Source organism: Pseudomonas sp. MH9.3 (genome assembly GCF_034354675.1).
Classification (GTDB): Bacteria; Pseudomonadota; Gammaproteobacteria; order Pseudomonadales; family Pseudomonadaceae; genus Aquipseudomonas.
Genome location: NZ_CP133785.1, coordinates 2,075,353 through 2,101,020, shown reverse-complemented (window position 1 = coordinate 2,101,020; position 25,668 = coordinate 2,075,353). Strand labels below are relative to the sequence as shown.

The window sequence follows — 25,668 nt, the reverse complement described above, 5'->3', positions numbered from 1 at the left end:
AATCACGCGCAAACAAAAAAAGGCGTCCCCGCTAGTTACCTAGCGAGGACGCCTTTGTCCGGTCCCGTTCTCTCGGGAAGCTCGATCCTTCGTCGTTGAAGGGGCGGCTGTATGTGGGGTGTTGGGAAGGCTAATGCAGCGGTTGTGCCAAGTCCGCATAACCCCGGTTTTACTGGGCGTTTAAACCCACAACCGAAACGTTTTGCCCGTTAGTGGTGCAACAGCCCATACAGCAGCACCAGATTGAGCAGCAGCGACAGCAGCGCCAATGTGCGCCACACCCTCAAGGGTTCACGCTCCAGCAGCGGACGCGGGCGCACGCTCAGTTCGCGGCGGTCGGCCTGCTCCAGCACCAGCAGCCATTCTTCGGCGGTTTCATAACGCTGCGCCGGTTGCGCGGCCACGGCGCGCTCCAGGCTCAGGGGCAGCCAGTCCGGCAGGTCGGGGCGATAGCGGCTGGCGCTGATCGGTTGATGGAAGCGGGGGCGTTGGAAGACTTCGATTTCGCCGTAGGGATAATACCCCGTCAGCAGGTAATACAGCGTAATGCCGACACTGTACAAATCCTGCTGGGCCGCAGGACGCTCGCCATTGAACGCTTCGGGGGCGATAAAGCTCGGCGTGCCGGGCAGTGTGTTGATCGGGTCTGCGGAGAGGCCCGGGCAGTAGGCCAGGCCAAAATCCAGCACGCGCAGTTCACCGTCGTCGCCCAGCAGCAGGTTTTCCGGCTTGATATCGCGGTGCAGGATTTGCCGACGATGCAGCTGGCCGACCGCACGCAGCAAACGCTCGGCGATGGACTGCCATTGCGCCAGGGGCAACGGGCCTTGCTGCTTGAACAGCTCGGCCAGGGTAAGCCCAGGGTATTCGCGCATCACGTAGTACACATGCTGACGCCCGCTGGCGGGGTGGACCTGCGGGAACGCGCGCCCGGCCATCCGGCGCAGAAACCATTCCTCCGACAGCAGGGCCTGGCCCGCATCGGTGTCATTGTCATGGCTGCGCGGCAGGGTTTTTAACAGCCAGGGCTGTTGCTGCGCGTCGCGGACCCGGTACAGCAACGATTGTCGGCTCTGCGCGACCACGCTTTCCACCTGCCAGCCTTCGAACGCCTGGCCGGGCTTGAGCAGCGGTGGCAGTGGCCATTGCTGCAACTGCACCAGCGCATCGCCCAGGGTGGCGGCGCCGAGTGCGTCGATGCGCACCAGCAACGCGCTGGCGTTGTCCTGGCTGCCGGCCAAATGCGCGGCGCTCACCAGGGTGTTGACGGCCAGGTCGAGGTCGGCTTGCTCGCGCAGGATCGCACGGATGCTGTGCTCGCCCAATGTGGCCCAGACGCCGTCGCTGAGCAGCAGGAAGCACTCGCCCGCGCGCAGTTCGCCGTCGAGAAAGTCCAGCACCAGGTGTTGATCCAGGCCGAGGGCACGCTTGAGCACATGCTGCATGCCCGGTTGCTCCCACACATGGTCTTCGCTGATGCGCTGCAGCTCGCCGTCCAGCCAGCGATACACGCGGCAATCGCCGACATGCGCGAGGGTGAAGCGTTGACCGCGAAACACCAGGGCGCTGAGGGTGGTCAGTAACGGCTGGCCGCCGCCGTTGGCTTGCAGCCAGCGATTCTGTGCGAGCAATAACCGTTCGAGCGCCTGGGCCACGCCCCAGGTCTGCGGTGTGGCGTAGTAGTCCAGGGCCAGCGCCTGCAGGCTTGAGCGTGCGGCCAGGCCGCCGTCGGCACATTGGCTGACGCCGTCGGCGAGGGCGCACAGGTACCCTTTGCTCGCGGCCAGTTGCGCGCTGGGCGTGACCACCCGCAGTGCGTCCTGGTTTTCACTGCGCGGGCCAATGGCGCTGGCCTGGGCAACGCTCAGTTGCAGGCTCATCAGACGCGCGCGGCGGTCACGGCGGCCGAACCCCAGGTGGTTCTCCAGCGGCGTTTCACGCCGTAGAGGCCGAACCAGGCCAGCACGCCGAGGCTGGCGAACAGCCACAGGGCCAGTTGATAACTGCCGGTGCTTTGCTTGATCGCGCCCATGCCGGCGGCGAGGGCGAAACCACCGATCCCGCCAGCCATGCCGATCAGGCCGGTCATCACGCCGATTTCGCTGCGAAAACGCTGGGGCACCAGTTGGAAGACCGCGCCGTTGCCGGCACCCAGTCCGAGCATGGTGCAGACGAACAGTGCGAGGGCGGCGTAGGAGCTTGGCAGGTTGAAACCCACCGCGGCGATGCACACCGCCGCCACGCTGTACATGCCCAGCAGGGTGCGGATGCCGCCGAAGCGGTCCGCCAGGGCGCCGCCCAACGGCCGCATCAGGCTGCCGCCGAACACGCAGGCGGCGGTGTAGTAGCCGGCGGTCACCGGGCTCAGGCCATACTGGTCGTTGAAGTAGCCGGGCAGGGCGCTGGCCAGGCCGATGAAGCCGCCGAACGTCACGCTGTAAAAAAACATGAACCACCAACTGTCACGGTCGCCCAGGGCCTTGAAGTAGTCGGCCATGGCTTTGGCTTTCGGGCGTTGCGGGGCGTTGCGCGCCAGCCAGGCGAACACGATCAGCGTAAGCACTAACGGAATCAGCGCAAAACCAAAGACATTGCTCCAGCCAAAGGCGGCGGCCAGCACTGGCGCCAGCAACGCGGCGAACACCGTGCCGGAGTTGCCTGCACCGGCAATGCCCATGGCCTTGCCCTGGTGTTCAGCGGGGTACCACTGCGAGGCCAGGGGCAGGGCGACCGCAAAGGATGCGCCGGCCATGCCGAGGAACAAGCCCAGCAGCAAGGCTTGTTCATAGCTATGGATGCCCAGTTTCCAGGCGCCGAACAACGCGACGATCACGATCACCTGGCCAATCAGCCCGGCGGTCTTGGGTGACAGCTTGTCGGCCAGCATGCCCATCAGAAAGCGCAGCACCGCGCCCGCCAGGATCGGCGTTGCCACTACCAGGCCACGCTGTTGGGTGGTCAGGTGCAGGTCGGCGGCAATCTGCACCGCCAGCGGGCCCAGCAGGTACCAGACCATGAAACTCAGGTCGAAATACAGGAACGCGGCAAACAGGGTCGGGGTGTGCCCGGATTTCCAGAAGCTTGATTTCATCACGCACCTCAACGGTTGGGGGTCTTGTCAGAAGGCCAAAACGAAAAAAAACGCCGCCATCGGGTTCGCGAAAGCAAACCGGATGTGCGACGTCTTTGTCGTGGAAGGGCAACCGCCGTTGGCTACCTGTGATGAATGCTTAGCAAGTCCTGCGCCAACACTAAACGTTGTGCAGAACAAGCCTCCTGTGGCGAGCGGGCTTGCCCCGCGTTGGGGTGCGCAGCGCCCCCAATCAAGCAAAACGCGGTGTACCTGATACGGCTCAGCGTCTGGTTTTGGGGCTGCTGCGCAGCCCAACGCAGGACAAGCCTGCTCGCCACAACCACAATCAAAACCAGTCTGCCCATCACAAGGCTTTGCCACAGTCAGCCCAGCAACTCACTCATGGCAATAATCTGCTCGGCCACCTGGATCAGTTTCTGCTGGCGGCTCATGGCCTGGCGGCGCATCAGGGTGTAGGCCTCTTCCTCGTTGCAGCTTTTCATTTTCATCAGCATGCCCTTGGCCAGTTCGATGCGCTTGCGCTCGGCCAACTGCTGGTCGCGGGCCTGCAACTGGGCACGCAGGACCTGGTCGCTTTCGAAGCGGGCCATGGCCACATCGAGGATCGGTTGCAGGCGCTGGGCCTGGATGCCTTCGACGATGTAGGCGCTGACGCCGGCCTTGATCGCCTGGCGCATCACATTCGGGTCGTGCTCATCGGTGAACATCACAATCGGCCGCGGCTGGTCGCGGGTCACCAGCACCACTTGCTCCATGACATCGCGCCCGGCTGACTCGGTATCGATCAGGATCACGTCCGGGCGCACCGTTTCGACGCGGGCCGGCAGGTCGATGGTCAGGCCGGACTCATCGATCACCTCGAAGCCCGCCTCGACCAGTGCTGCCTTGAGCCGCCCAACCTTGCGCGGGGTGTCGTTGATCAACAGGATTCGCAACATGGTGGTGCTCCTGTCAGCGCCGGGCCTGGCGGTTGGGGTGATCCGCCAGGGCGTGCAGACGGAAACTGCGGGCGTAGGCGGCGGGGTCGGAGCCGTCCCAGATCTTGCCGTCGATCAACTGGCTGCTGCGCGTGTCCTGGCGGCTCGCAGGCACGTCAACGGCGGCGGCGGCCTGGCGATACAGGTCCAGTTGCTGGACCTGGCGGGCAACCTGAAGGTAGTCCGGGTCTTCACGCAACAGGCCCCAGCGGCGGAACTGGGTCATGAACCACATGCCGTCGCAGAGGTAGGGCAGGTTGACCTCGCCATTGGCGAAAAAGCGCAGGGCATGGGGATCCTGCCACTGGTTGCCCAGGCCGTCGTCATACTGGCCGAGCAGGCGCGGCTCAATGCAGTCGAGTGGGGCATCAAGGTACTCGCGGGCGCTGAGCAGTTGCGCGGTGGAACGGCGGTTTTCGTGGCTCTGCTCGATAAAACGGCTGGCTTCGAGCACCGCCATCACCAGCACGCGTGCGGTGTTGGGGTATTGATCGACGAACGCCTGGGTGCAGCCGAGCACTTTTTCCGGATGGTTTGGCCAGATCGTCTGGCTGGTCGCCAGGGTGAAGCCCTGATTGTGCTTCACTGCGCTGGCGGCCCAGGGTTCGCCGGCACAGAAACCGTCGATGCGCCCCGCCTGCAGGTGCGCAACCATCTGCGGCGGCGGCACCACCACGCTGTCGACATCCTGCAAGGGGTGAATGCCCTGGCTTGCGAGCCAGTAATACAGCCACATGGCGTGGGTGCCGGTGGGAAATGTCTGGGCGAAGGTCAGTTTTGTGCGGCTTTGGTGCACGTGGTGGTCCAGCGCCTCAGGAGTGGTCACCCCTTGTGCCTGCAGGCCGTGGGACAGATTGATGCTCTGGCCGTTCTGGTTCAGGCCCATCAACACCGCCATGTCGGTGGGTGCCACGCCGCCGATGCCCAGGTGCACCGCATAGATCAGCCCATACAGGCTGTGGGCGGCATCCAGTTCACCGCTGACCAGCCTGTCGCGCAGGTTGGCCCAGGATGACTGGCGCTTGAGGTTCAGGGTCAAGCCGTAGGGTTGGGCAAAGCCCTGGGTGGCCGCGACCACCAGCGAGGCACAATCGCTCAAGGCCATGAATCCGAGATCGAGGCTGCTCTTTTCCGGGGCGTCACTGCCGTGAACCCAGGCCAATGGATCTCTGGCCGGGCCGCTGCCTGCCGAATCGTTCATCAATGCCGCCTTTTCAATCAAAAAACCAGTGAGCAAGGCTTAGCAAGGCACATGCCACGGCCCCGTAGGCGCGGCTGGCCGTCAGTTTCTCATCAAGATTGAAACGCGACCGGCTTTCAGTATGGCCGCCTCTTTGCGCCATACAGCCAGGAACATCCACGGTGACGATCGATTCCCCTGTCATGACCCGCTTGCGCCGGGTGCTGTGCCTGGCTGTGCTGTGCGCAAGCGCGTTCGCCTCGGCCGCGGACTACCGGGCGCAGGATGAAAGCCTGCATACCGTGTTCAGCGCATTGTCAGTGCCCTTGGGGTTGCCCGTGGTGGTCAGCCGCGACGTCTCGCGCAAGCGCGTTTCCGGGGTGTTCGATTTGAGCGCGGCGCAGCACACCCTGCAGGCCGTGGCCGAGCAGCATGGCCTGATCTGGTACAGCGACGGCCAGGTACTGCGTGTGTATGACGCCAGCGAAGCGAAAAGCTCGGCAGTGACGCTGCGGCATATCTCGGTCGACCGGCTGCGCGGGTTCATGCGCCGTTCGGGGTTGGATGAATCACGCTTTCCCCTGCGCGAAAGCACCGGGCCCACCTTTTATGTGTCCGGCCCTCCCAATTATGTGGACCAGGTGCTGCATCTGGCGCAACTGATGGATCGCCAGCGCACTCAGGTGCGGGTGGGCGATCAGGCGTTTGGCGTGGTGCAGGTGTTCAACACCCACGTGGCCGATCGTCAATATGCCCTGGGTGATGAGCAGGTCAATGTTCCCGGCATGGCCTCGATGATCGAAACCGTACTGGCTGCCGAGCGCAAGGGCGGCGCGCGCGGTCCGCTGGCGGACAAGAGCCTGCTGGTGATCGCCTATCCCGACTCCAACAGCCTGCTGATCAAGGGCACGCCGGCTCAGGTGAAGGTGATCGAGGAACTGGTGGCGCAACTCGACACGCCCAGGCGGCCGATTGAGGTGGCGTTGTGGCAGATCGACGTGGACCGTGCCGAGCTGGAAAAGCTGGCGACCGCCTGGTCCGGGGAGGGCAACGACCCGCCTTCAGTAACGCAGGTGCTGGCCCCTCTGGATGACAACCGTCTGATGGCGCAACTGGCTGCGCTGGAGCGTCGTCGCAAGGCCAGGGTGGTGGCGTTTCCGGTGATCCTTACACAGGAAAACGTCCCGGCGGTGTTCCATGACGCCCACACCTTTTTCCTGCCCAAATCGGCGCAAGACGACGCCCAGTGGCAACCGGTGCGCTATCGCACCGAAGCCAGTGTGCTGCCGCGGTTTGCCGATGCGAGCCAGATCGAGATGCAACTGAACCTTGAAGATGGGCGGCCCATGGCCGGCAAGCTCACGCCAGGTTCGACAGGGGCGGTGGGCCGCATCGCGATCAGCACGGTGGTGCGTGTGCCTCAGGGCCGCCGTTTGTGGTTGGGGGCTTTTCGCCGTGATGACGAGGGCATGCGCCGCGCCCGGGGTGCCCAGGTGCGGCTGTTCGTGATCCAGGCGCGCGCGGTGGGCGGCGAGCCGAAGCTGCTGGCGGGCGCCGTAGGACCGCCGCCACTGACCGAGACCCAATACGAGCGCGTGCGACGTGCCTTTATGGGCGTGAACCCCGAGGGCGCTGAGTGATCTGCGCGCGGCGAAAAGTCCTACTTAGTGACTCTCGAAATCCTCACGCGTATAGGCAGTTTCCTAGCTCCGTTCGGCGATCAGGTTTTTATAGTCCTGCTGTTGCCGTATCGGTCGATTCAGGAAGCAAGAAATTCAATGTCAGTAGATGGATACCGAGGTGCCCATGGCCATCGCGAATGATGAGCTGACTGCCTCATGGGTGTTTGCCGGATGGACCTTGCATGGCTATGGCCGGTTGACCGGGCAGAATGTGGACCTTCAGTTGCCGCCCAAAGAGTGGCATGTGCTGCGATTGCTGCTGGCATCCGGCGGTGCGTTGATGACCAAGGACCATTTGCTGGAGTCGGCCTGGCCCCGTAGAGAGGTGTCCGAGGAGTCGCTCACCCGCTGCATTTATTCGCTGCGCAAGCACCTGAAGACCGACAAGGGCTTTATCAAGACGATTTATGGCAAGGGCTATCGTTTTACCTGCGCCGTGAATGTCCAGTTCAGGCCGCTGCGGGAAGGGGCGCACGGGCCGCGTCTCTGCTCGGCCTGTGGCCAGGTGCAGCATGATTAAACGCCTGGTCAGCAGCATCGTATTGACTGCGGCGCTGCTCGGCAGCCCGGCCTGGGCCGATTGCTGGGCAGACGTGGCCGGTCGCTACGACATTGAACCGGAGCTGCTGCAGGCCATCGCGGCGGTGGAGTCGGGATACCGTGCGAACGCGATGAACAACGCGAACAGCGACGGCAGCCGTGATATCGGCTTGATGCAGATCAACAGCATGCACCTGCCGCGCTTGCTCAAGCAGGGCATTACCGAAGAGCGGCTGCTGAGCGAGCCGTGCCTGTCGGTTGAAGTGGGCGCTTCGATCCTCGCCGAGTTTATCCAGCGTTTCGGTTACAACTGGACGGCCGTGGGCTCCTACAATGCGGGGCCAGGGTCGGGGCCGCAGCGTGACGCCTTGCGCGAGCAGTACGCGCAGAAAATCTGGGCCCGCTATGAGGCGCTGGTCGCACTGCGTCAGTGACGATTGGGCGGCACGCCTCGCACCGGGGCGATCACCCCGGCTATAATCGCGCCACCTTTCGCCGCCATCCGAGTCTAGCCCGCCCATGTATAACCTGGCCCGCCAGCTGTTGTTCAAACTCTCCCCGGAAACCTCCCACGACCTGTCCCTGGACCTGATCGGTGCCGGCGGCCGTCTGGGGCTCAATGGCCTGGTCTGCAAGGCGCCGGCGAAAATGCCGGTGTCAGTGATGGGGCTCGAGTTTCCCAACCCGGTCGGGCTGGCAGCCGGCCTGGACAAGAACGGCGCGGCCATCGACGGCTTTGCCCAGTTGGGTTTTGGTTTTGTCGAAATCGGCACCGTGACCCCACGGCCGCAGCCGGGCAACCCCAAGCCGCGCATCTTCCGTCTGCCGGAAGCCGAGGCGATCATCAACCGCATGGGCTTTAACAACCTGGGCGTCGATCACCTGCTGTCGCGGGTTCAGGCGGCAAAGTACAAGGGCATCCTGGGCATCAATATCGGCAAGAACTTCGACACCCCGGTCGAGCGCGCGGTGGATGACTACCTGATCTGCCTGGACAAGGTCTACGCCCACGCAAGCTACGTCACCGTCAACGTCAGTTCCCCCAACACGCCGGGCCTGCGCAGCCTGCAGTTCGGCGATTCGCTCAAACAACTGCTCGAAGCCCTGCGCCAGCGCCAGGAAGACCTGGCCGTGCGGCATGGCAAGCGCGTGCCGCTGGCGATCAAGATTGCCCCGGACATGAGCGACGCAGAGACCGTGCTGGTGGCCCAGGCGCTGGTGGATTCGGGGATGGATGCGGTGATCGCGACCAACACCACCCTGAGCCGCGCAGGTGTCGAAGGCCTGGCCCATGGGGATGAAGCGGGCGGGCTCTCGGGTGCACCGGTACGCGAGCAGAGCACCCACATCGTCAAGGTGCTGGCGGCCGAGCTGGCCGGACGCTTGCCGATCATCGCCGTGGGCGGCATTACCGAAGGCAGACACGCCGCCGAAAAAATCGCCGCCGGCGCCAGCCTGGTGCAGCTTTACTCCGGCTTCATCTACAAGGGCCCCGCGCTGATTCGCGAATCGGTGGATGCCATTGTGGCGAGCCGGCCTGCCCTAATGCCAGTCAGTTAAGCGAACGCAATGCTCAAGGCAACGACGATCAAATGTGGGAGCTGGCTTGCCTGCGAAGACGATTTTTCGGTGTACATATCCGTTTCTGCGGTAACGGCTGCTGGCGGTTCCGCTCTTACAGCGGCTCACTTTTGAAAAGCGCAAAAGTAAGCAAAACGCTCTTGCCCCAACACTCGGCACCTCGCCCAGGCTCGGTGTGCCCGAACGCAGGCTTCGGAGCGTGGGCCGCCGCGATGGGCCATCCCTGGCCCAGCGCGGCTAACCCGGCGTCCTGCCGGGTTACCCACACTCCAAAGCCTGCGTTCGGCCAGCGTGTTTGACGGGGCGCTCAAGATCAAAAGCAAAAGCGCGGCGGCCTTAGAGCCGACCGGAATGGTTTGCCGAAAGCTGTACAAAATGTGGGAGCGGCGGTGCGACGACTCCATAAGGGATCTGCGCTTAACTGACTGGCATTAGGGCTTGCCCCGCGCGAGTCTGCCAGCAGACCCAGTCATGACGCTGCGTTCTTTCAGTTGGAACCGAGTGTCCGGTTTTGGGGCTGCTGCGCAACCCAACGCAGGACAAGCCTGCTCGCCACAGAGCGGGCAATAGGGCAACCCACAAAGAACGCTAGCCTCAATGGGTTTTGCCATCCAATAAAAAAGGGCTCCATAAAGGAGCCCCTGGGCCGAAGCCCGCCGCCTGGGTCAGGCGTGCGTGGTTAAGTCGTTACATATTCAACGGTGGTATGTCGGAATTAAATGCCCTGAGTTAGCCGACGGCGTGAAGTTCGTTGAGTCTGTGGATACCCGCAGTGCCAGTCATACCGTCCCAGTTGTCGCCGCGTCCTTCTCGCCAGCCGTTGATCCAGGCTTGGCGTACCGACGGTAGAGTAAATGGGCAAAGCTCACGGGATTTGCCATGAACGCCATATTGATATCCGCGTAAAAATGCTCTTTCCAACGGATCACGCTTAAGTCTTCTCATAGGGTGTTTCCCTCACTGGTTGACTGTCTAGATATCCTTCGGCCTCGTCTGGGGCCGGGCAGAGTTTTTCTGCCGTTGGTGGGCTCGCTGCCGGCGTGGCGAGCCTGTGTGTCGGCGTCGTTACGGCGCCAACCTGTGTTGATTTCTAACCAATAGGTCACATGGATTCAATGATCGTTTTGTCATAAGCACGTAACGTTTTGGATGCTATAGCCATAAGCTGGGATGGCTTTTCGCCCCTTTTTATCGCCAAAGCCAGCTATGATGTGCCCCGCGCAGACCATGGGTGCAATCCCTTGGTGAGAATGCCCGCCCGTTGCAGTCGGTTATTATTCGACGAAGGGTCGGAATATTTCTTTTTGTTGCCTAAAATTATTGATCTGCCTTTGCATTCAGGGCCTACGGGCCCTATCGCCCGGGTGGGACGGCACATTCGTGCCACGCGAGCACTCTTCAAGAAAAGTGCTTGATTGAAAACCGAACCGGCGATGCGTCGCCCGTTCATTTATTGCTGAAAAGCCTGGAATGCCCCATGTCGGACCGTTTTGAACTCTTCCTCACTTGCCCCAAAGGCCTTGAAGGCCTGCTGATCGAGGAAGCCGTCGGGCTTGGCCTTGAGGACGCCCGCGAGCACACCTCGGCCGTGCGCGGCATGGCCGACATGGAGACCGCCTACCGCCTGTGCCTCTGGTCACGTCTGGCCAACCGCGTGCTGCTGGTGCTCAAGCGCTTCCCGATGAAGGATGCCGAAGACCTCTATCACGGCGTGCTGGACGTCGAATGGGCCGAGCACATGGTCCCCGATGGCACCCTGGCGGTGGAATTCAGCGGCCACGGTTCAGGCATCGACAACACCCACTTCGGCGCGCTGAAGGTCAAGGATGCGATTGTCGACAAACTGCGCACCCCGACCGGCGAACGGCCGTCCATCGACAAGATCAACCCGGACCTGCGCATCCACCTGCGCCTGGACCGTGGCGAAGCCATCCTCTCCCTCGACCTGTCCGGCCACAGCCTTCACCAGCGCGGTTACCGCCTGCAGCAGGGCGCTGCGCCGCTGAAGGAAAACCTCGCGGCCGCGATCCTGATCCGTGCCGGCTGGCCGCGCATTGCTGCCGAAGGCGGCGCGCTGACCGACCCGATGTGCGGCGTGGGCACCTTCCTCGTCGAAGGCGCGATGATCGCCGCCGACATGGCGCCCAACCTCAATCGCGAACTGTGGGGCTTCACCACCTGGCTCGGCCACGTGCCGGCGCTGTGGAAGAAACTTCACACCGAAGCGTCGGAACGTGCCGCCATCGGCATGAACAAACCGCCGCTGTGGGTGCGTGGCTATGAAGCCGACCCGCGCCTGATCCAGCCGGCACGCAACAACATCGAACGCGCGGGCCTGAGTCACTGGATCAAGGTGTACCAGGGCGAAGTCGGCACCTTCGAGCCGCGTCCGGACCAGAACCAGAAAGGCCTGGTGATCTGCAACCCGCCCTACGGCGAGCGTCTGGGTGACGAAGCCAGCCTGTTGTACCTCTACCAGAATCTTGGCGAACGTCTGCGTCAGGCCTGCATGGGCTGGGAAGCGGCGGTGTTCACCGGCGCGCCGGACCTTGGCAAGCGCATGGGCATCCGCAGCCACAAACAGTATTCGTTCTGGAACGGCGCACTGCCGTGCAAGCTGCTGCTGATCAAGGTCAACCCGGATCAGTTCGTCACCGGCGAGCGTCGCACCCCGGAGCAGCGTCAGGCCGAGCGCGAGCAGGCCGCTTACGACCAGGCCCCGGTCGAGCCGCAAGAGCGCCAGTACAACAAGAACGGCAACCCGATCAAACCGGCGCCAGCGCCGGTCGTCGAGCAGGCACGCCTGAGCGAAGGCGGGCAGATGTTCGCCAACCGCCTGCAAAAGAACCTCAAGCTGCTGGGCAAGTGGGCCAAGCGTGAAGGCGTGGATTGCTACCGCGTGTACGACGCCGATATGCCGGAATACTCCATGGCCATCGACCTGTACCACGACTGGGTCCATGTGCAGGAATACGCCGCGCCCAAGTCCATCGACCCGGAAAAAGCCTCGGCACGCATGTTCGATGCCCTGGCCGCGATTCCCCAGGCGCTCAACATCGACAAGAGCCGCGTGGTGGTCAAGCGCCGCGAGCGCCAGAGCGGCACCAAGCAGTACGAGCGCCAGAGCGCCCAGGGCAAGTTCACCGAGGTCAGCGAAGGCGGCGTGAAGCTGCTGGTCAACCTCACCGATTACCTGGACACCGGCCTGTTCCTCGACCACCGTCCGATGCGCATGCGCATTCAGAAGGAAGCGGCCGGCAAGCGCTTTCTCAATCTGTATTGCTACACCGCCACCGCCAGCGTGCACGCCGCCAAGGGTGGCGCGCGCAGCACCACCAGCGTCGACCTGTCCAAGACCTACCTGGACTGGGCGCGTCGCAACTTTTCGCTCAACGGCTTCTCCGACAAGAACCGCCTGGAGCAGGGTGATGTGATGGCGTGGCTGGAGGCGAGCCGCGATGAGTTCGACCTGATCTTCATCGACCCGCCGACCTTCTCCAACTCCAAACGCATGGAAGGCATCTTCGACGTACAGCGCGACCACGTGCAATTGCTCGACCTCGCCATGGCGCGCCTGGCGCCGGGCGGCGTGCTGTACTTCTCGAACAACTTCCGCAAGTTCGTGCTCGAGGACAACCTCAGCGAGCGCTACGCCGTCGAGGAAATCAGCGACAAGACCCTCGACCCGGATTTTGCGCGCAATGCCAAAATTCACCGCGCCTGGAAAATCACCGCACGCTGATCGGCGCGTGTCCACTGCAGGCGCGAGCTTACTTGCTTCTGCAGTGGTTTGAGGCTGGTCAAACCCCTGGCCTATGGCTATAACTAAGGCCTGGCCAACGTGACACCTCCGCACGTTGGCGTCTTGAGTGTTGTCCATGCCGTTGCAAGCCGTCCGCCCGAAAATACTAGGCTTTATCAGTGAGCAGGCATCCGCCTGGTGGGTGGCGTCGGTGGTATTCCTGGCAGGGGTTGCCTTGACCATTATCGTCGCCTGGGCCGCTTGCGAGCTCAATCAACAACAAGTGCGCCAGCGCTTCCAATTGCTGGTCAGTGAGCGCTTCAGTCGCCTGCAGGAACGTTTCGAAGACCAGGAGCAACGCCTGGGCAGCCTGCAACGTTTCTTCACTAATTCCCAGAACGTGACCCGCGCAGAATTCGACGGTTTTGCCCAGCCCTTGCTGCTGCACGCGCGCGCCTATGCGTGGGCGCCGCGCGTAGTGCGCGCGCAGCGCAGCCGCTTTGAACAGGACATCTCGCGCGCGCTCGGCACGCCGTTCGCCATCCGTGAACTCAATGCGGCCGGCGAACTGGCTCTGGCGGCTGAACGTGATGAATACGTGCCGGTGCTGTACAACCAGACCCAGAGCCAGTTCGGCTCGCCCATGGGGTTTGACCTGCTGGCCCAGCCCCTGCGGCGCTCGACCCTTGAGCGGGCGCAGAAGAGCGGCAAGCTGGCAGTGTCCCAACCGATGCAACTGGTGGGCGTGGAGCCTGCCTACGCGACGGGCGTGCTGCTGGTTGCGCCGGTCGCTTCCCAGGCAGGAGCAGAGCCGTTTGGCTTCGTGATGGCAGTGATCAGCCTGCGCCAGTTGGTGGCCGACGGCTTGCCCAGGCCCGACCGCGATAACCTGGTGACGCAGATCGTTGACACCTCCGACCTGCAGCAACGCAGGCTTTATGAGTCGGGCAACACGCCGAGCGACAACGACCTCAGCGTGACCCGCCGCCTGACCCTGGGCGACCATGTCTACGCCCTGACACTGCGTCCCAGCCAGGTGTTCGACGGCACCGGCCACTCCTCGCTGATCAGCATCCTGAGCATGGGCGGGCTGCTTAGCCTGTTGGTTGCAGTCTTGCTCTACGTGCTGGTCAGCCAGCGCCAGCGCGCGCTGAAACTGGTGGAGCAGCGCACCGGGCAGCTGCGCGCGCGCGAGCAGGAACTGCGCGGTACCCACAGCCAACTGCGCAGCGTGCTGAATGCCGCCACCCAGGTCGCTATCATCGCCACCGACCTGCGCGGCGTAATCAATACCTTCAACGCCGGTGCCGAACAGATGCTCGGCTTCAAGGCCGCTGAGGTGCTTGGGCGCGCCACCCTCGAAAGCCTGCACCTGGCGTCGGAGCTGGAAGCCAGCGCCGCGAGCGTGAGCCTGCTGCTGGGCAAGCGTATCCCGCCGAGTCAGGCCATGCTGGTACAGAGCCCGGACAGCCTGCACGAGGCGCGCGAATGGACCCTGGTCCGCGAGGATGGCAGCCAGTTGATCGTGAATATGCTCGGCACCGCGTTGCTCGATGACCATGGCCTGTGGGTGGGCCACCTGGCGATCTACCTCGACGTGACCGAGCAAAAGCGCGCCTATGAGGCACTGGCCGCAAGGGATCGCCTGCTAAAAAAACTCAGCGCCCACGTGCCCGGCGGGATTTTCCAGTTCACCCTCAAGCCCCGGGGTGAGTGGCGCTTCATATATACCAGCGATGGCATGCGCGATATCTATGAAATCGAGGTGGGGGTGTTGCAGCAGGATGCGGAAAAGGTCTTCGAGCGCATCCATCCACTGGACGTCGAACGCATACGTGCCTCGATTCGCTCGTCGGCGGTGCAGCTGAGCCATTGGCGCGAAGAGTACCGTGTGATCTTGCCGCAGCGGGGTCTGCGCTGGATTCGTGGCGAGGCCACGCCGGAGGAGTTACCCGGAGGTGGCACGCTGTGGCACGGTTATGTGTCGGATATTTCCGATCTCAAGCGAGTGGAAGAAGAACTGCGCGCGCTCTCCATCACCGATTCCCTGACCGGCATCCACAACCGTCGCTACTTCCAGGACCGTCTCAAGGCCGAGATGGTGCGCGTCAGGCGTACGTCGGGGGCGTTGTCGGTGATCATGCTGGATATCGACCACTTCAAGCGCATCAACGACCGCTATGGTCACGGGGTGGGCGACGGCGTGCTGCAGGAATTGTGCAAGCGCATCAGCCAGCGCCTGCGCCGCACCGATGTGTTCTGCCGCCTGGGTGGCGAAGAGTTCATGGTCTTGTGCCCCGGCACTGATGGCCAGCAGGCCTACAGCCTGGCGATGGAGCTGTGGGAATCGTTGCGCAGCGTACCGATGGAGGCAGTGGGTACGGTGACCGCCAGTTTCGGCGTGGCCAGTTGGCGTGTCGATGAGGGCATCGACGGCTTGCTGCTGCGCGCCGATTCGGCGGTGTACCTGGCCAAGCAGGCCGGCCGCGACCGTGTCACGCCGGAAAAACTACCGGCCTGAAGGCAGACACAAAAACCAGTGTGAGAGGGGGCTTGCTCCCGATAGCGGTGAATCAGTCAATCCATGGACTGACTGTCACACCGCCATCGGGAGCAAGCCCCCTCCCACATTTAGAGCACCGGCGCTGCCGCCATCACTTTCGGCTGGCGGTACAGGTCCAGCAGCACCTGGTCCAGCACCGACGAAGCGCCCCACGGCTTCGGATCGTTGAGAATCGCCACCACCGCCCAGGTGTAGCCGTTGTTGTCGCGGCTGAACCCGGCGATCGCCCGTACGGTGTTCAGGGTGCCGGTCTTGACGTGGGCTTCGCCGCGCATGGCGGTGGTCTTCAGGCGTTTACGCATGGTGCCGTCGGTACCGGCAATCGGCAGAGAGCTGATGTATTCGGCGGCGTACGGGCTTTTCCACGCGGCCTGCAACATGGCGGCCATCTCGCGCGCGCTGACGCGCTCGGCGCGGGACAGGCCGGAACCGTTCTCCATCACCAGGTGCGGCGCGGTGATGCCTTTCTTCGCCAGCCACTGGCGCACCACGCGTTGCGCGGCCTTGGCATCGTCGCCGTCGGCGTCGTTGCGAAACTGCGCGCCCAGGCTCAGGAACAACTGCTGGGCCATGGTGTTGTTACTGTATTTGTTGATGTCGCGGATGATTTCCGCCAGGTCCGGCGAGAACGCTCGGGCCAGTACCTTGGCGCTCTTGGGCACCGGGGCCTGGAGGTCGCGGCCCTGGATGCTGCCGCCCAACTCTTTCCAGATGGCGCGCACGGCGCCAGCGGTGTAGGTGGCGTGGTCGAGCAGCGAGAGGTAGGTCTGTGAGCTGCAGCCATCGGCCAACTGGCCGCTGACGGTCACGGTGACGCTGCCATCGGCGGCGGTGACCGGGTTGTAGCGAACATCGCCGGTGCACTGCTTGGCGTTGGAGACCTTGACCTGGTTATCGATACGAATGGTAGCAATCGGCGGCTCAACCGAGACGATCACCCGTCCGCCATCGTTACGCGTGACAAAGCGCAGGGCCTTGAGGTTGACCAGCAGCGCGTCGGGCTTGACCAGGAACGGTTTGTTCTCGTCGTTGCCGTCGTCATTGAACTCGGGCAGCAGTGGCTGGTTGAAGAAACTGCGGTCCAGCACCAGGTCGCCGGTGACCTGCTGTACGCCATTGGCCCGCAGGTCGCGCATCAGCAGCCAGAGTTTTTCCATGTTCAGCTTGGGATCGCCGCCGCCCTTGAGGTACAGGTTGCCGTGCAACACGCCACCGCTGAGGGTGCCGTCGGTATAGAACTCGGTTTTCCACTGATGGTTGGGCCCCAGCATTTCCAGGGCCGCGTAGGTGGTGACCAGCTTCATGGTGGAGGCGGGGTTCACCGAGACGTCGGCGTTGAACACGGTCGGCGTGCCCGGGCCGTTCAGCGGAATCATCACCAGGGACAGGGCGGTATTTTGCAGCTTGGCTTTCTGCAGGGCCTGCGCGACATTGGGCGGCAGGCTGTTGTTGACGGGGGCGGCGGCGGCGGAAAAGGCCAGTGGCAGAAGCAGACCGGCGAGTAACAATGGACGCAAGGATTTGATCATAAAAAATAGAACCCTACTGCTGAGGAGGGTGAAAAAAGCGAGGGGAACGTAAGAAAAATCCCTCAGTGGTCATGAAAGTGTCGGCATTATGCCCCAAGGTCGCGCCACTTGTAGCTGAACGATAGCTGGAAATTGGCGTTTTTTTGCAGGCACGGCGTTGCTTTCCCCACAGAGTCGGCAGTGAGTTCAGCGATTGATTGATTTTGAGCGGTTGCCCGGCGACCAAATGTCGTGGGCGCGGAGCACCAGAGGAGGGGCTCGCGTAAACAAACAGGGCCATCACGAAGATGGCCCTGAGGACAATCAGGCAACCGGGTTGATCGGCTTTTCCGGGTACCAGACGTCCAGCAACGGGCTGACTTCAGCGTTGGTCAGTTCATCGCGGGATTTGAGCCAGGCTTCAACCTTGGCGCGCTGCTCTTCGCTGACCGAGCCACGCTTCTGCAGGCAGACCAGACCGTAGTCGTCACCGCCGACATAGCCCAGGCCGTTGGCTTCCATGGCTTCTTTGAGGAATGCGTCGAGAAATGCATCGATTGCATCGTCAGCCAGGTCTTTCTTGAATTCCAGGTTCAGTTCGAAACCCAATTCCTGGAACTCGTCCACACACAATTTTTTGCGCAGACGCTGGGAGCGGTTAGTGGCCATGAAACATTCCTCTTAATAAATAACGGTGCGCACTTTACCAGCTAATAGGCGCGGCCGCCTCACGGCGTTACGCAAACCCTCGTCCGCTTCATCGGTAAAGTCTGCCGGGGCAGGCCTGTTAAACGGTGGTTTGTATCAGTCAGCCGGTATTTTTCGCCGTTTATGCATGGCTTCATGGTGGTGTAATAAATCCATGCTGCCGCAATGCCAGAGCCCCCACGACCGACCTTGACGGAAACCCGCCCATGCCAGCTCCCCTGATTCCTGTAGAAACCTCGCCTGACCTGCCGACGGACGCCGATGTGGTCGTGATCGGCGGCGGCATCATCGGTGCCTTTACCGCCTATTACCTGGCCAAACGCGGGATGAAAGTCGCGCTGGTGGAAAAGGGCCGTATCGGCGCTGAACAATCGAGTCGCAACTGGGGCTGGTGCCGCCAGCAGAATCGCGATGCGCGCGAGCTGCCGATGGCCACCAAGAGCCTGGAACTGTGGTCGCAGTTCGCCGCCGAAACCGGCGAGCAGACCGGCTTCACCCGCTGCGGCCTGCTTTACCTGAGCAATGACGAAAAGGAAATCGACGGTTGGGCGCGCTGGGGCGAATTTGCCCGTTCGGTCAACGTCGAGACCCATATGCTCACCGCGCAGCAAGCCGCTGAACGGGGTCGGGCCACCGGCAAACAGTGGAAGGGCGGGGTCTACGCGCCCACCGACGGCATCGCCGACCCATCCCGCGCAGCGCCTGCGGTCGCGCGCGCGATCATGGCGCTGGGCAGCACGGTGCATCAGGACTGCGCCGTGCGCGGGCTGGAGACCGAAGGCGGGCGACTGTCGGGAGTAGTGACCGAGAAGGGCACCATCCGCACTCGTCTCGCGGTACTCGCCGCCGGTGCCTGGGCGTCGTCGTTCTGCCGTCAGTACGGCATTCGGTTTCCCCAGGCGACCATTCGGCAAACGGTGCTTCGCGTGTCGCCGCCCAATCAGGAACTGCCCAGTGCGCTGCACACCTCCCAGGCCTCGATGACACGTCGCTTTGATGGCAGCTATACGCTGGCCATCAGTGGACGCGGCCGGGTTGACCCGACGCCGCAGTTGCTCAGCTTTGCGCCGCAGTTTTTACCGATGTTTCAACGCCGCTGGCGCAACCTGGCGGTGGGCGGGTTCGAAGGCGCGCGGGCAGGGCATGAAAGCTGGAAGCGCTGGCGTCTGGATGAGCCGACGCCGATGGAGAAGATGCGGATTCTGGATCCGACGCCTGATGCGGCGGCGGTGAAGTTGACTTACGCGCGGGCTGCGCAACTGATGCCGGCGTTTAAAGAGTCATCGGTGACGGCCGCGTGGGCGGGGTATGTGGACAGCACGCCTGACGGAGTTCCCGGGATTGGGGAGATGGCCAGCTTGCCAGGCTTGGTGTTGGCGGCGGGGTTCAGTGGGCATGGGTTTGGGATTGGGCCGGGGGCGGGGCATTTGATTGCGGATATTGTGAGCGGGGCGCAGCCGATTGTGGATCCGCAGCCTTATCACCCGGATCGGTTCAAGTCTTCGGCTTGGGGGAAGGTGGCGGACTTTTGAGGTTTTTTTGAGGGGGGTATAGCCGTTGCTTCGGTAACGGCTAATGGCGGTTCCGCTTTTACAGCGCCCCAGATCAAGAGCGCGGCGACCTTAGAGCCGACCGAGGTTTTCCTGCCTGGCGCTGTTCAAACTGTGGGAGGGGGCTTGCTCCCGATGGCTGAGTGTCAGTCAGCTTATTGATAGCTGACCCACTGCACATTTTGAATTCAGGTGTTGGTAAAAACGGAAACTTCCCACACGGATTTGAGGTTGTCCCTAGGACACTCGATCTCTAGTCTCCGTACACCGCTGCGCATTCAGCGGTCGGGCGTCGCGGCCCGTATTTCTTCAGACGCAAAAGCGTCATCGGCTCCTTTCAGTTGGCGCTTTTTTATCGTCTACTGTGCGGCGTTATGGCAGCTGTGCGCGGGATACCTTCGGGTATGCCGATGTTCTGGAGAGTCGGTCCGCGAACCTGCGTACAGCTGCCACCTTCCATCGCGTCGCGGCGATCAGTGGCAGCTCCTTCAATACTTCTCCGGAGCTTCACAATGATCAAACCCACCCCAAATCCCCCACGCGATTGCGCTTCCAGCGTGCTGTTCACCGTCAAGGACGGCATCCCCCACCCAGGACCTGTTGGTCAATCTCAGCGAGTCACTGGCCTGCGCCCACGCCCTGGCCTGCGACGTTGCCTTTGAGCTGGAAAGCACACGGCGCGAATGCGCATTGGGTATTGCACAACTGATTGAAGTGTCGCGCTTGCTGGCCGAGCGCGTGCTGGATGATGTTACAAAAGCCGCCCACCCTTAGAACCCACCGAGATTGTGTGCCGAACACTGTAAAAAATGTGGGAGGGGGCTTGCTCCCGATAGCGGTGAATCAGTCAATACATAGACTGGCTGTCACACTGCCATCGGGAGCAAGCCCCCTCCCACATTTGATCTCCATTTGTCTGATAGATATCACACTGCTTTTGATCTGCTTTGCTTTGGTTTTTGCCCCTACATTAATCTACCCGCCAAACCCAACAATCGCCTTAATCTCCAGATACTCCTCGAACCCCACCACCCCATACTCCCGCCCATTCCCCGACCGCTTATACCCCCCGAACGGGGCCATCGGATCCCACGCCGGATGATTCAGATGCACCTGCCCCGCCCGAATACGCGATGCCACTGCCCGGGCAGCCTGCAGGTCCTGCCCCTGCACATGCGCGCCCAGCCCATACACCGTGTCATTGGCAATGGCCACCGCCTCGTCCACCGTGTCATACGCAATGATACAAAGCACCGGCCCGAAAATTTCCTCCTGGGCGATACGCATGCGGTTGTCCACTTCAGAGAACACCGTCGGCCGCGTGTAAAAGCCGTAATCAAAACCCGCCACCCGCCCTGGACCCCCGCACACCAGTTTCGCCCCTTCGTCGATACCGGCCTCGATCATCACTTGAACGCGCTCGAACTGCGCCTGATTGGCAATCGGCCCCAGCACCGTGTCCTCCGCTGACGGGTCACCCACGATGATCGCGTTGGCCGTCGCCGCCGCCAGGGCTTCGACCTCGGCCAACCGCGCCCTCGGCACGATCATCCGCGTTGGCGCGCTGCACGACTGGCCCACGTTGCGAAACGCCGACATCACCCCCAGCGGCACCACGTTGGCAAAGTCCGCATCGGGCAGCAGTACGTTCGGCGACTTGCCGCCCAGTTCCTGGGTCACGCGTTTGACCGTCGGCGCGGCGGCCTGCGCTACCAGGGCGCCGGCGCGGTTGGAGCCGGTGATGGAAATCATGTCGATGTCAGGGTGCGCCGCCATCGCCGCGCCCACCTCGTGACCGCTGCCGTTGACCAGGTTGAACACCCCCGGCGGCAGGCCGGCGTCGTGCACCAGTTGAGCGAACAGCAACGCGCTCAGCGGCGACAGTTCGCTGGGTTTGAGCACCACGGTGCAGCCGGCGGCAATCGCCGGCGCGACCTTGGCGGTGATCTGGTACAGCGGCCAGTTCCACGGCGTGATCAGCCCGCACACGCCGATGGCTTCGCGTTCGATGGCGGTGCTGCCTTCGAGCGCGTGAAAGCGGTAGCTCGTCAGCAGGTCACGCGCCACCCGCACATGTTCGGCCGCCAGCGGCACCTGCATGGCGCGGGCAAAACCGATGGCCGCGCCCATTTCCAGGGACAGCGCCTGGGCCAGTTGTTCCTTGCGCTCCAGAATCAACGCGTGGATGTTCCCCAGCACCACGGCGCGCGCCGCCGGAGCAGTGGCCGACCAGCCGGGAAACGCCGCACGCGCCGCAGCGACGGCACGGTCGACATCTTCGCTGGAGCCGCGCGCTACCTGCGCGGCCACCTCTTCGGTGGCCGGGTTGATCACCGCCAGGCTCGCCGGAACGGCCGGTGCCACCCAACGGCCATCGATGTAGAACTTGTCCGCCGTGTGCGCATCGACGCTGTAGCGGTTCGAAGAGTGTGTAGTCATTCAACGGGCTCCCTGGAGCGATAACAGCTTATTTCACCGCGTAAACCTTGCGCACATACACCGAGCCGCGCCAGGCGCAGGGCGCGCCTTTGGCGACGAACACGGTGTCGCCGGGGTTGACCGTTGTGTCCACGCCTTCGGCGTCCTGCAGCGTCATGCTGCCTTCGATCAGGTACATCAATTCATGCAGCTTGTGCGGGCGACCGTGACGGGCATAGGGCGTGGAATCCCAGATGCCCACGCGCAGCTCGGTGCTTTCATCATCGAACAGGTTGTTCGCGCGGCACTGCGGCGCGGGGCCGATCAAAATCTGCGCGTCGGGGGCGGCAGACGGGTTGAGCGGGGTGCGTGGATCGAGCCAGGTGAGGCCGGGACGCAGCGGCGCGTCGGTGAGGTTCAGCGCGCAGAAAGCCCACCAGCTGCCGGGGCTCGCCTGCAGGGTGAGGCGTGTGCCCCGGCCGATCACGGCGCTGTCGCCGACGCCCAGTTCCAGGGTCTGCTCGGCGCTGTGCAGCAGCACGGAACCTGCCTGCACTACCAGCGTTTCGCTGTAGGGGAAATCGTCGATGGCAGCTTCGCCGCTGAACGCAACGCGCCCGGCCGACACGCCGTCGTCGCTGAGCCAGGCGATCTGGCGGGCGTCGCCGAACGGGTCGAGCGTGTTCAGGGCCGCGTGGCGAAAGGGGGTGCCAACGGCGCTGCCGTCAGCGCGGGCCAGCATCAGAATACGGGGAGAGGACATGGGTAAGGCTCCAGGAAAGAATCAACCGACCGCTTGGGTGATCAGGGCAAACAGTTGGACGCCGCCGCTGGCCTTGGGCGGTGTGCCCTTGGCCATGCGGGCGACGGTGTCGACGCACTTGAGACCGGCCTGTTCGAGCCAGTCGCCGAGGCCGCACTTGGCGGGAATGTCGATGCGCACGAAGGCGTCCGGCACCTGCTCAAGCAACGTGGTGATCAGGTGTTTGGCCTGTTCGAGGGTTTCGGCCACCACCGGGCCGATGCAACGTCCGCGGCCGAATGGGCGCAGCAGCGCAAACCCGCGCAACTGGCCGTCGCGTTCGATGCCCACGGCGTGTTCCACCTGCAGGTCGCGCAGGATTTCACGGCGGTCCAGGCCGCTGCCGGCGTTGGCCAGGGCAATCACGGCGGCGTGATCGTCGGCCGTCAACGGGCGACAGTGTTCACCCTCGGCCAGCGCGGTCTGCTCGGGCACCTGCACATTGCCTTGGTGCTGCTGTATATGGCCGAATTCGACAAAACCCTGGCTGGCATACAGCGGCGCGCCGGCCACGGTTGCGTTGAGCAACGGTGTGCGCGCGGCACAGGCTTTCAGCGCCAGCTCCATCAAACGTCGGCCAATGCCCCGGCCCTGATAGTCGTCGCTGACAATCACCAGGCCGATGGTGGCGTAGTCGCCCTGAGGGCAGGCGAATGCGGTGCCGATCAGGCGTTCGCCATCGAGTACCACAAAGCCGTTACTGACCCGCTGCAACATCGCCCAATCTTCCTGGCGGTGGGGCCATTTGAGTTGCACCGACAAGTGATGGGCGGCCGGCAAGTCGGCCACCGTCATCGAGCGATAGAGGTAATCAGTGTGTGGCTGGGCTGCCATGGCGGGCCTCCGTTGAGCAAAAGGGGGAGCATCATTGGAATGCCTGTATCCCACCTGTTTTCAGGGCTGGCAAGAGGGCGCGCAGTATTCGGCAGATTTGCGATGCAGGAGGGTCACACCACCATAGTTACTACTAAATTCGAGGCGGCGCTCAGCAGCAAATGCGTTGCCGTAGAGAGGGCTGTTTATGGCCGCGTCAGCGCGCAGCACCAAGCGCAGCGGCCCACCACACTTTCTGCCGCTCGCCAGCCCCATTCTTGAGCCTTCATGCCGTAAAAGGCCCATTAAGGCGCATGAATACGGGCTTTGCCCAAGGCTTGTGCGCGCCGCAAACTCTGCTGGCGCTGGCGCTAAAAACGGTGCTTTGTATTGAGGTGCAGGCGTTTTTGACGCCATCTGCTGATTTCACAGTGTTGTAATGAAGCTGTGTTGCACAGGGCTGACGCGCCGCCAGAGCCGCGAACGCTTGGCCACATTCCATTGACTCCAGGACCACACGCCATGAGCTTTCTTCGTCCCAAATTCATTACGTTCGACTGCTACGGTACGCTGACCAACTTCCACATGGGCACCCTGACCCGCGAGCTGTTTGCCGACCGCGTCACGCCCGAGCAGATGGAACAGTTCGTCAAGGACTTCACCGCCTACCGCCTCGACCAGGTGATGGGTGACTGGCGGCCCTACGATGAAGTGCTCAAGACCGCCCTGGCCCGTACCTGCAAGCGTTGGGGCATTGAGTATCGCGAAGAAGGCCAGCTGTATTACGACGCCGTGCCGACCTGGGGCCCCCATGCCGATGTGCCAGCCGGCCTGTCGAAGATCGCCGACAAGATTCCCCTGGTGATTTTTTCCAATGCCATGGACAGTCAGATCATGTCCAACGTCGAGAAGCTCGGCGCACCGTTCCACAAAGTGTTCACCGCCCAGCAGGCCCAGGCCTACAAGCCACGCCTGCGCGCGTTCGAGTTCATGCTCGACAACCTGGGCTGCGGTCCGGAAGACATCTTGCATGTGTCGTCCAGCTTCCGCTACGACCTGATGCCGGCCCACGACATGAAGATCAAGCACAAAGCCTTCGTTGCCCGTGGGCATGAAGTGCCGGCCAATGCCGCCTATGGTTACCAGCAGATTACCGATATCGGCGGGTTGCCAGGCCTGGTGGGTTTGTAAAACGAACGTCCACAGCGCGCGAGGTTAGACATGGGCAGTGAATCCTATTGGCTCGACACCGCACCGGCCTTCACCGGCGCACAGTCGGGTGACCTGCCCCGGCAGGTCGATGTGGCGGTCGTCGGTGGCGGGTTCACCGGGCTGTCGGCTGCCCGTGCACTGGCCATGCGCGGCGCCAGCGTGGTGGTGCTGGATGCCGGGCGGGTGGTCGGTGAAGCGTCGGGGCGCAACGGCGGGCAGTGCAACACCGGCGTGGCTCAGGACTACGCCGGGCTGCACGCCAGCCTCGGCGCCGACCGCGCGCGCGCCTATTACCAGGCCTATGAAAGCGCGGTGCACACGGTGGTGTCGCTGGTGGCGCAGGAGCAGATCGCCTGCGACCTGGTGCGCAACGGCAAGCTCAAGTTGGCGGCCAAGCCCCTGCATTACGAGGGACTGGCACGCACCTGCGAACTGATCCGGCGCGAGGTGGACGCCGATGTGGAGTTGCTCGACGCCGGGCAGGCCCGTGCTGAAGTCAATTCGACGCAGTTTCACGGCGGCCTGCTGCAACGCAACGGCGTGCAGATGCATATCGGGCGCTTCGGCGTGGGGCTGGCCGACGCCGCCGCGCGACGTGGCGCGCTGATTCACGAGCACACCCTCGTCAACGACTGGAAGGCGCACGCCGGAGGCTATCAGGTCAACACTGCCAAGGGCTCGCTGCACGCCGGTCAGGTGTTGCTGGCCAGCGGCGCCTGCCAGCACGGCGGCCTTGGCTGGTATCGCCGGCGCATCGTGCCGGTGGGCAGCTTTGTGATCGTCACCGAGGTGTTGCCCCAAGCGCTGATCGATCAGCTGTTGCCGCAGCACCGTGCCTATGTCACCAGCCGCATGATCGGCAATTATTTTCGGCTGACCCCGGACAACCGCCTGCTGTTCGGCGGGCGTGCGCGGTTCGCCATGTCCAACAGTGTGTCCGACGCCAAGAGCGGCAAGGTGCTGCAAGCGGCGATGGTGAACATGTTCCCGCAGCTGGCGCAGGTGAAGATCGACTACTGCTGGGGCGGCCTGGTGGACATGACTTCCGACCGCCTGCCGCGCGCCGGCCAGCACGGCGGCGTGTTTCACTCCATGGGCTACAGCGGCCATGGCGTGCAGATGTCGGTGCACATGGGCCAGGTGATGGCCGACGTGATGGCCGGTAATACAGCGGCCAACCCGTGGCGCGAGCTTGAGTGGCCGGCGATCCCCGGACACTTCGGCACACCCTGGTTCCTGCCGTTCGTGGGCGCCTATTACCGCTTCCAGGATTACTTGCATTGAAGCGCCGCAGTTGA

20 protein-coding genes and 1 pseudogene are annotated in these 25,668 nt (G+C 63.1%); 11 read left to right on the top strand and 10 right to left on the bottom strand.

Annotation, left to right across the window (positions count from 1 at the left end):
• Window positions 1-209: 209 nt before the first annotated feature.
• The 4 genes from RHM60_RS08890 to RHM60_RS08875 form a co-directional block, all read right to left on the bottom strand.
• A complete protein-coding gene (locus tag RHM60_RS08890; protein WP_322214219.1) occupies window positions 210-1,880 on the bottom strand; it encodes a bifunctional protein-serine/threonine kinase/phosphatase in 1,671 nt (556 codons plus the stop codon).
• Window positions 1,880-3,091, bottom strand: coding sequence for a nitrate/nitrite transporter (locus RHM60_RS08885; RefSeq protein ID WP_003230331.1), 1,212 nt, complete (start codon window positions 3,089-3,091; stop codon window positions 1,880-1,882). Before RHM60_RS08885 ends, RHM60_RS08890 begins: the two co-directional genes overlap by 1 nt.
• 365 nt (window positions 3,092-3,456) lie before the next feature.
• The gene (locus RHM60_RS08880; RefSeq protein ID WP_322214218.1) at window positions 3,457-4,032 is read right to left on the bottom strand and encodes an ANTAR domain-containing response regulator; all 576 of its coding nucleotides are present in this window, start codon (window positions 4,030-4,032) and stop codon (window positions 3,457-3,459) included.
• Window positions 4,033-4,045: 13 nt separating this feature from the next.
• The gene (locus RHM60_RS08875) at window positions 4,046-5,272 is read right to left on the bottom strand and encodes a CmpA/NrtA family ABC transporter substrate-binding protein (protein WP_322214217.1); all 1,227 of its coding nucleotides are present in this window, start codon (window positions 5,270-5,272) and stop codon (window positions 4,046-4,048) included.
• Between the two features lie 161 nt (window positions 5,273-5,433).
• Here RHM60_RS08875 and sctC point away from each other — a divergent pair, with 161 nt between their 5' ends.
• From sctC to RHM60_RS08855, 4 genes are all read left to right on the top strand, one after another.
• Window positions 5,434-6,891, top strand: a complete 1,458-nt coding sequence (gene sctC, locus RHM60_RS08870) for a type III secretion system outer membrane ring subunit SctC (RefSeq protein WP_322214216.1) — start codon at window positions 5,434-5,436, stop codon at window positions 6,889-6,891.
• 166 nt (window positions 6,892-7,057) lie between these two features.
• A complete protein-coding gene (locus tag RHM60_RS08865) occupies window positions 7,058-7,453 on the top strand; it encodes a winged helix-turn-helix domain-containing protein (RefSeq protein WP_209983746.1) in 396 nt (131 codons plus the stop codon).
• Entirely contained in the window at window positions 7,446-7,907 is a 462-nt protein-coding gene (locus RHM60_RS08860) for a transglycosylase SLT domain-containing protein (protein WP_209983744.1), read from the top strand. Before RHM60_RS08865 ends, RHM60_RS08860 begins: the two co-directional genes overlap by 8 nt.
• A gap of 85 nt (window positions 7,908-7,992) precedes the next feature.
• Window positions 7,993-9,033, top strand: coding sequence for a quinone-dependent dihydroorotate dehydrogenase (locus RHM60_RS08855; RefSeq protein ID WP_322214215.1), 1,041 nt, complete (start codon window positions 7,993-7,995; stop codon window positions 9,031-9,033).
• Window positions 9,034-9,783: 750 nt separating this feature from the next.
• On the opposite strand, the gene rmf is transcribed toward RHM60_RS08855, so the two are convergent.
• Window positions 9,784-9,999, bottom strand: coding sequence for a ribosome modulation factor (gene rmf, locus RHM60_RS08850; protein WP_002553055.1), 216 nt, complete (start codon window positions 9,997-9,999; stop codon window positions 9,784-9,786).
• A 532-nt stretch (window positions 10,000-10,531) separates the two neighbouring features.
• On the opposite strand from rmf, the gene rlmKL reads away from it, so the two are divergent.
• Window positions 10,532-12,796 (top strand): bifunctional 23S rRNA (guanine(2069)-N(7))-methyltransferase RlmK/23S rRNA (guanine(2445)-N(2))-methyltransferase RlmL, encoded by a 2,265-nt coding sequence (gene rlmKL, locus RHM60_RS08845; RefSeq protein ID WP_322214214.1) that lies wholly within the window; start codon window positions 10,532-10,534, stop codon window positions 12,794-12,796.
• A gap of 136 nt (window positions 12,797-12,932) precedes the next feature.
• Entirely contained in the window at window positions 12,933-15,317 is a 2,385-nt protein-coding gene (locus RHM60_RS08840; protein ID WP_322214213.1) for a diguanylate cyclase, read from the top strand.
• 110 nt (window positions 15,318-15,427) lie between these two features.
• On the opposite strand, the gene dacB is transcribed toward RHM60_RS08840, so the two are convergent.
• Together dacB and RHM60_RS08830 are read right to left on the bottom strand one after the other, a co-directional pair.
• A complete protein-coding gene (gene dacB / locus RHM60_RS08835; protein WP_209983736.1) occupies window positions 15,428-16,888 on the bottom strand; it encodes a D-alanyl-D-alanine carboxypeptidase/D-alanyl-D-alanine-endopeptidase in 1,461 nt (486 codons plus the stop codon).
• 303 nt (window positions 16,889-17,191) lie between these two features.
• Entirely contained in the window at window positions 17,192-17,536 is a 345-nt protein-coding gene (locus tag RHM60_RS08830) for a YggL family protein (RefSeq protein ID WP_322214212.1), read from the bottom strand.
• Between the two features lie 245 nt (window positions 17,537-17,781).
• Between RHM60_RS08830 and RHM60_RS08825 the strand changes: the two genes are divergently transcribed.
• Together RHM60_RS08825 and RHM60_RS08820 are read left to right on the top strand one after the other, a co-directional pair.
• On the top strand, window positions 17,782-19,107 hold the full coding sequence (locus RHM60_RS08825) for an FAD-binding oxidoreductase (protein ID WP_322214211.1): 1,326 nt from the start codon (window positions 17,782-17,784) through the stop codon (window positions 19,105-19,107).
• A gap of 530 nt (window positions 19,108-19,637) precedes the next feature.
• Window positions 19,638-19,899: pseudogene (locus RHM60_RS08820) on the top strand (DUF6124 family protein).
• A 201-nt stretch (window positions 19,900-20,100) separates the two neighbouring features.
• Here RHM60_RS08820 and RHM60_RS08815 read toward each other — a convergent pair.
• The 3 genes from RHM60_RS08815 to RHM60_RS08805 are packed head-to-tail and all read right to left on the bottom strand — an operon-like array spanning window position 20,101 to window position 23,179.
• On the bottom strand, window positions 20,101-21,564 hold the full coding sequence (locus tag RHM60_RS08815) for an aldehyde dehydrogenase family protein (RefSeq protein ID WP_322214210.1): 1,464 nt from the start codon (window positions 21,562-21,564) through the stop codon (window positions 20,101-20,103).
• Between the two features lie 28 nt (window positions 21,565-21,592).
• The gene (locus RHM60_RS08810; protein WP_322214209.1) at window positions 21,593-22,306 is read right to left on the bottom strand and encodes a cupin domain-containing protein; all 714 of its coding nucleotides are present in this window, start codon (window positions 22,304-22,306) and stop codon (window positions 21,593-21,595) included.
• Between the two features lie 21 nt (window positions 22,307-22,327).
• The gene (locus RHM60_RS08805; RefSeq protein ID WP_231421460.1) at window positions 22,328-23,179 is read right to left on the bottom strand and encodes a GNAT family N-acetyltransferase; all 852 of its coding nucleotides are present in this window, start codon (window positions 23,177-23,179) and stop codon (window positions 22,328-22,330) included.
• A 293-nt stretch (window positions 23,180-23,472) separates the two neighbouring features.
• Between RHM60_RS08805 and RHM60_RS08800 the strand changes: the two genes are divergently transcribed.
• The 3 genes from RHM60_RS08800 (at window position 23,473) to RHM60_RS08790 (ending at window position 25,654) form a co-directional block, all read left to right on the top strand.
• Window positions 23,473-23,598, top strand: a complete 126-nt coding sequence (locus RHM60_RS08800) for a hypothetical protein (protein ID WP_322214208.1) — start codon at window positions 23,473-23,475, stop codon at window positions 23,596-23,598.
• 82 nt (window positions 23,599-23,680) lie between these two features.
• Complete coding sequence (locus RHM60_RS08795) at window positions 23,681-24,349, top strand: haloacid dehalogenase type II (RefSeq protein WP_209983724.1); 669 nt, start codon at window positions 23,681-23,683, stop codon at window positions 24,347-24,349.
• A 30-nt stretch (window positions 24,350-24,379) separates the two neighbouring features.
• Complete coding sequence (locus RHM60_RS08790; RefSeq protein ID WP_231421461.1) at window positions 24,380-25,654, top strand: NAD(P)/FAD-dependent oxidoreductase; 1,275 nt, start codon at window positions 24,380-24,382, stop codon at window positions 25,652-25,654.
• The last annotated feature ends 14 nt before the right edge of the window (window positions 25,655-25,668 follow it).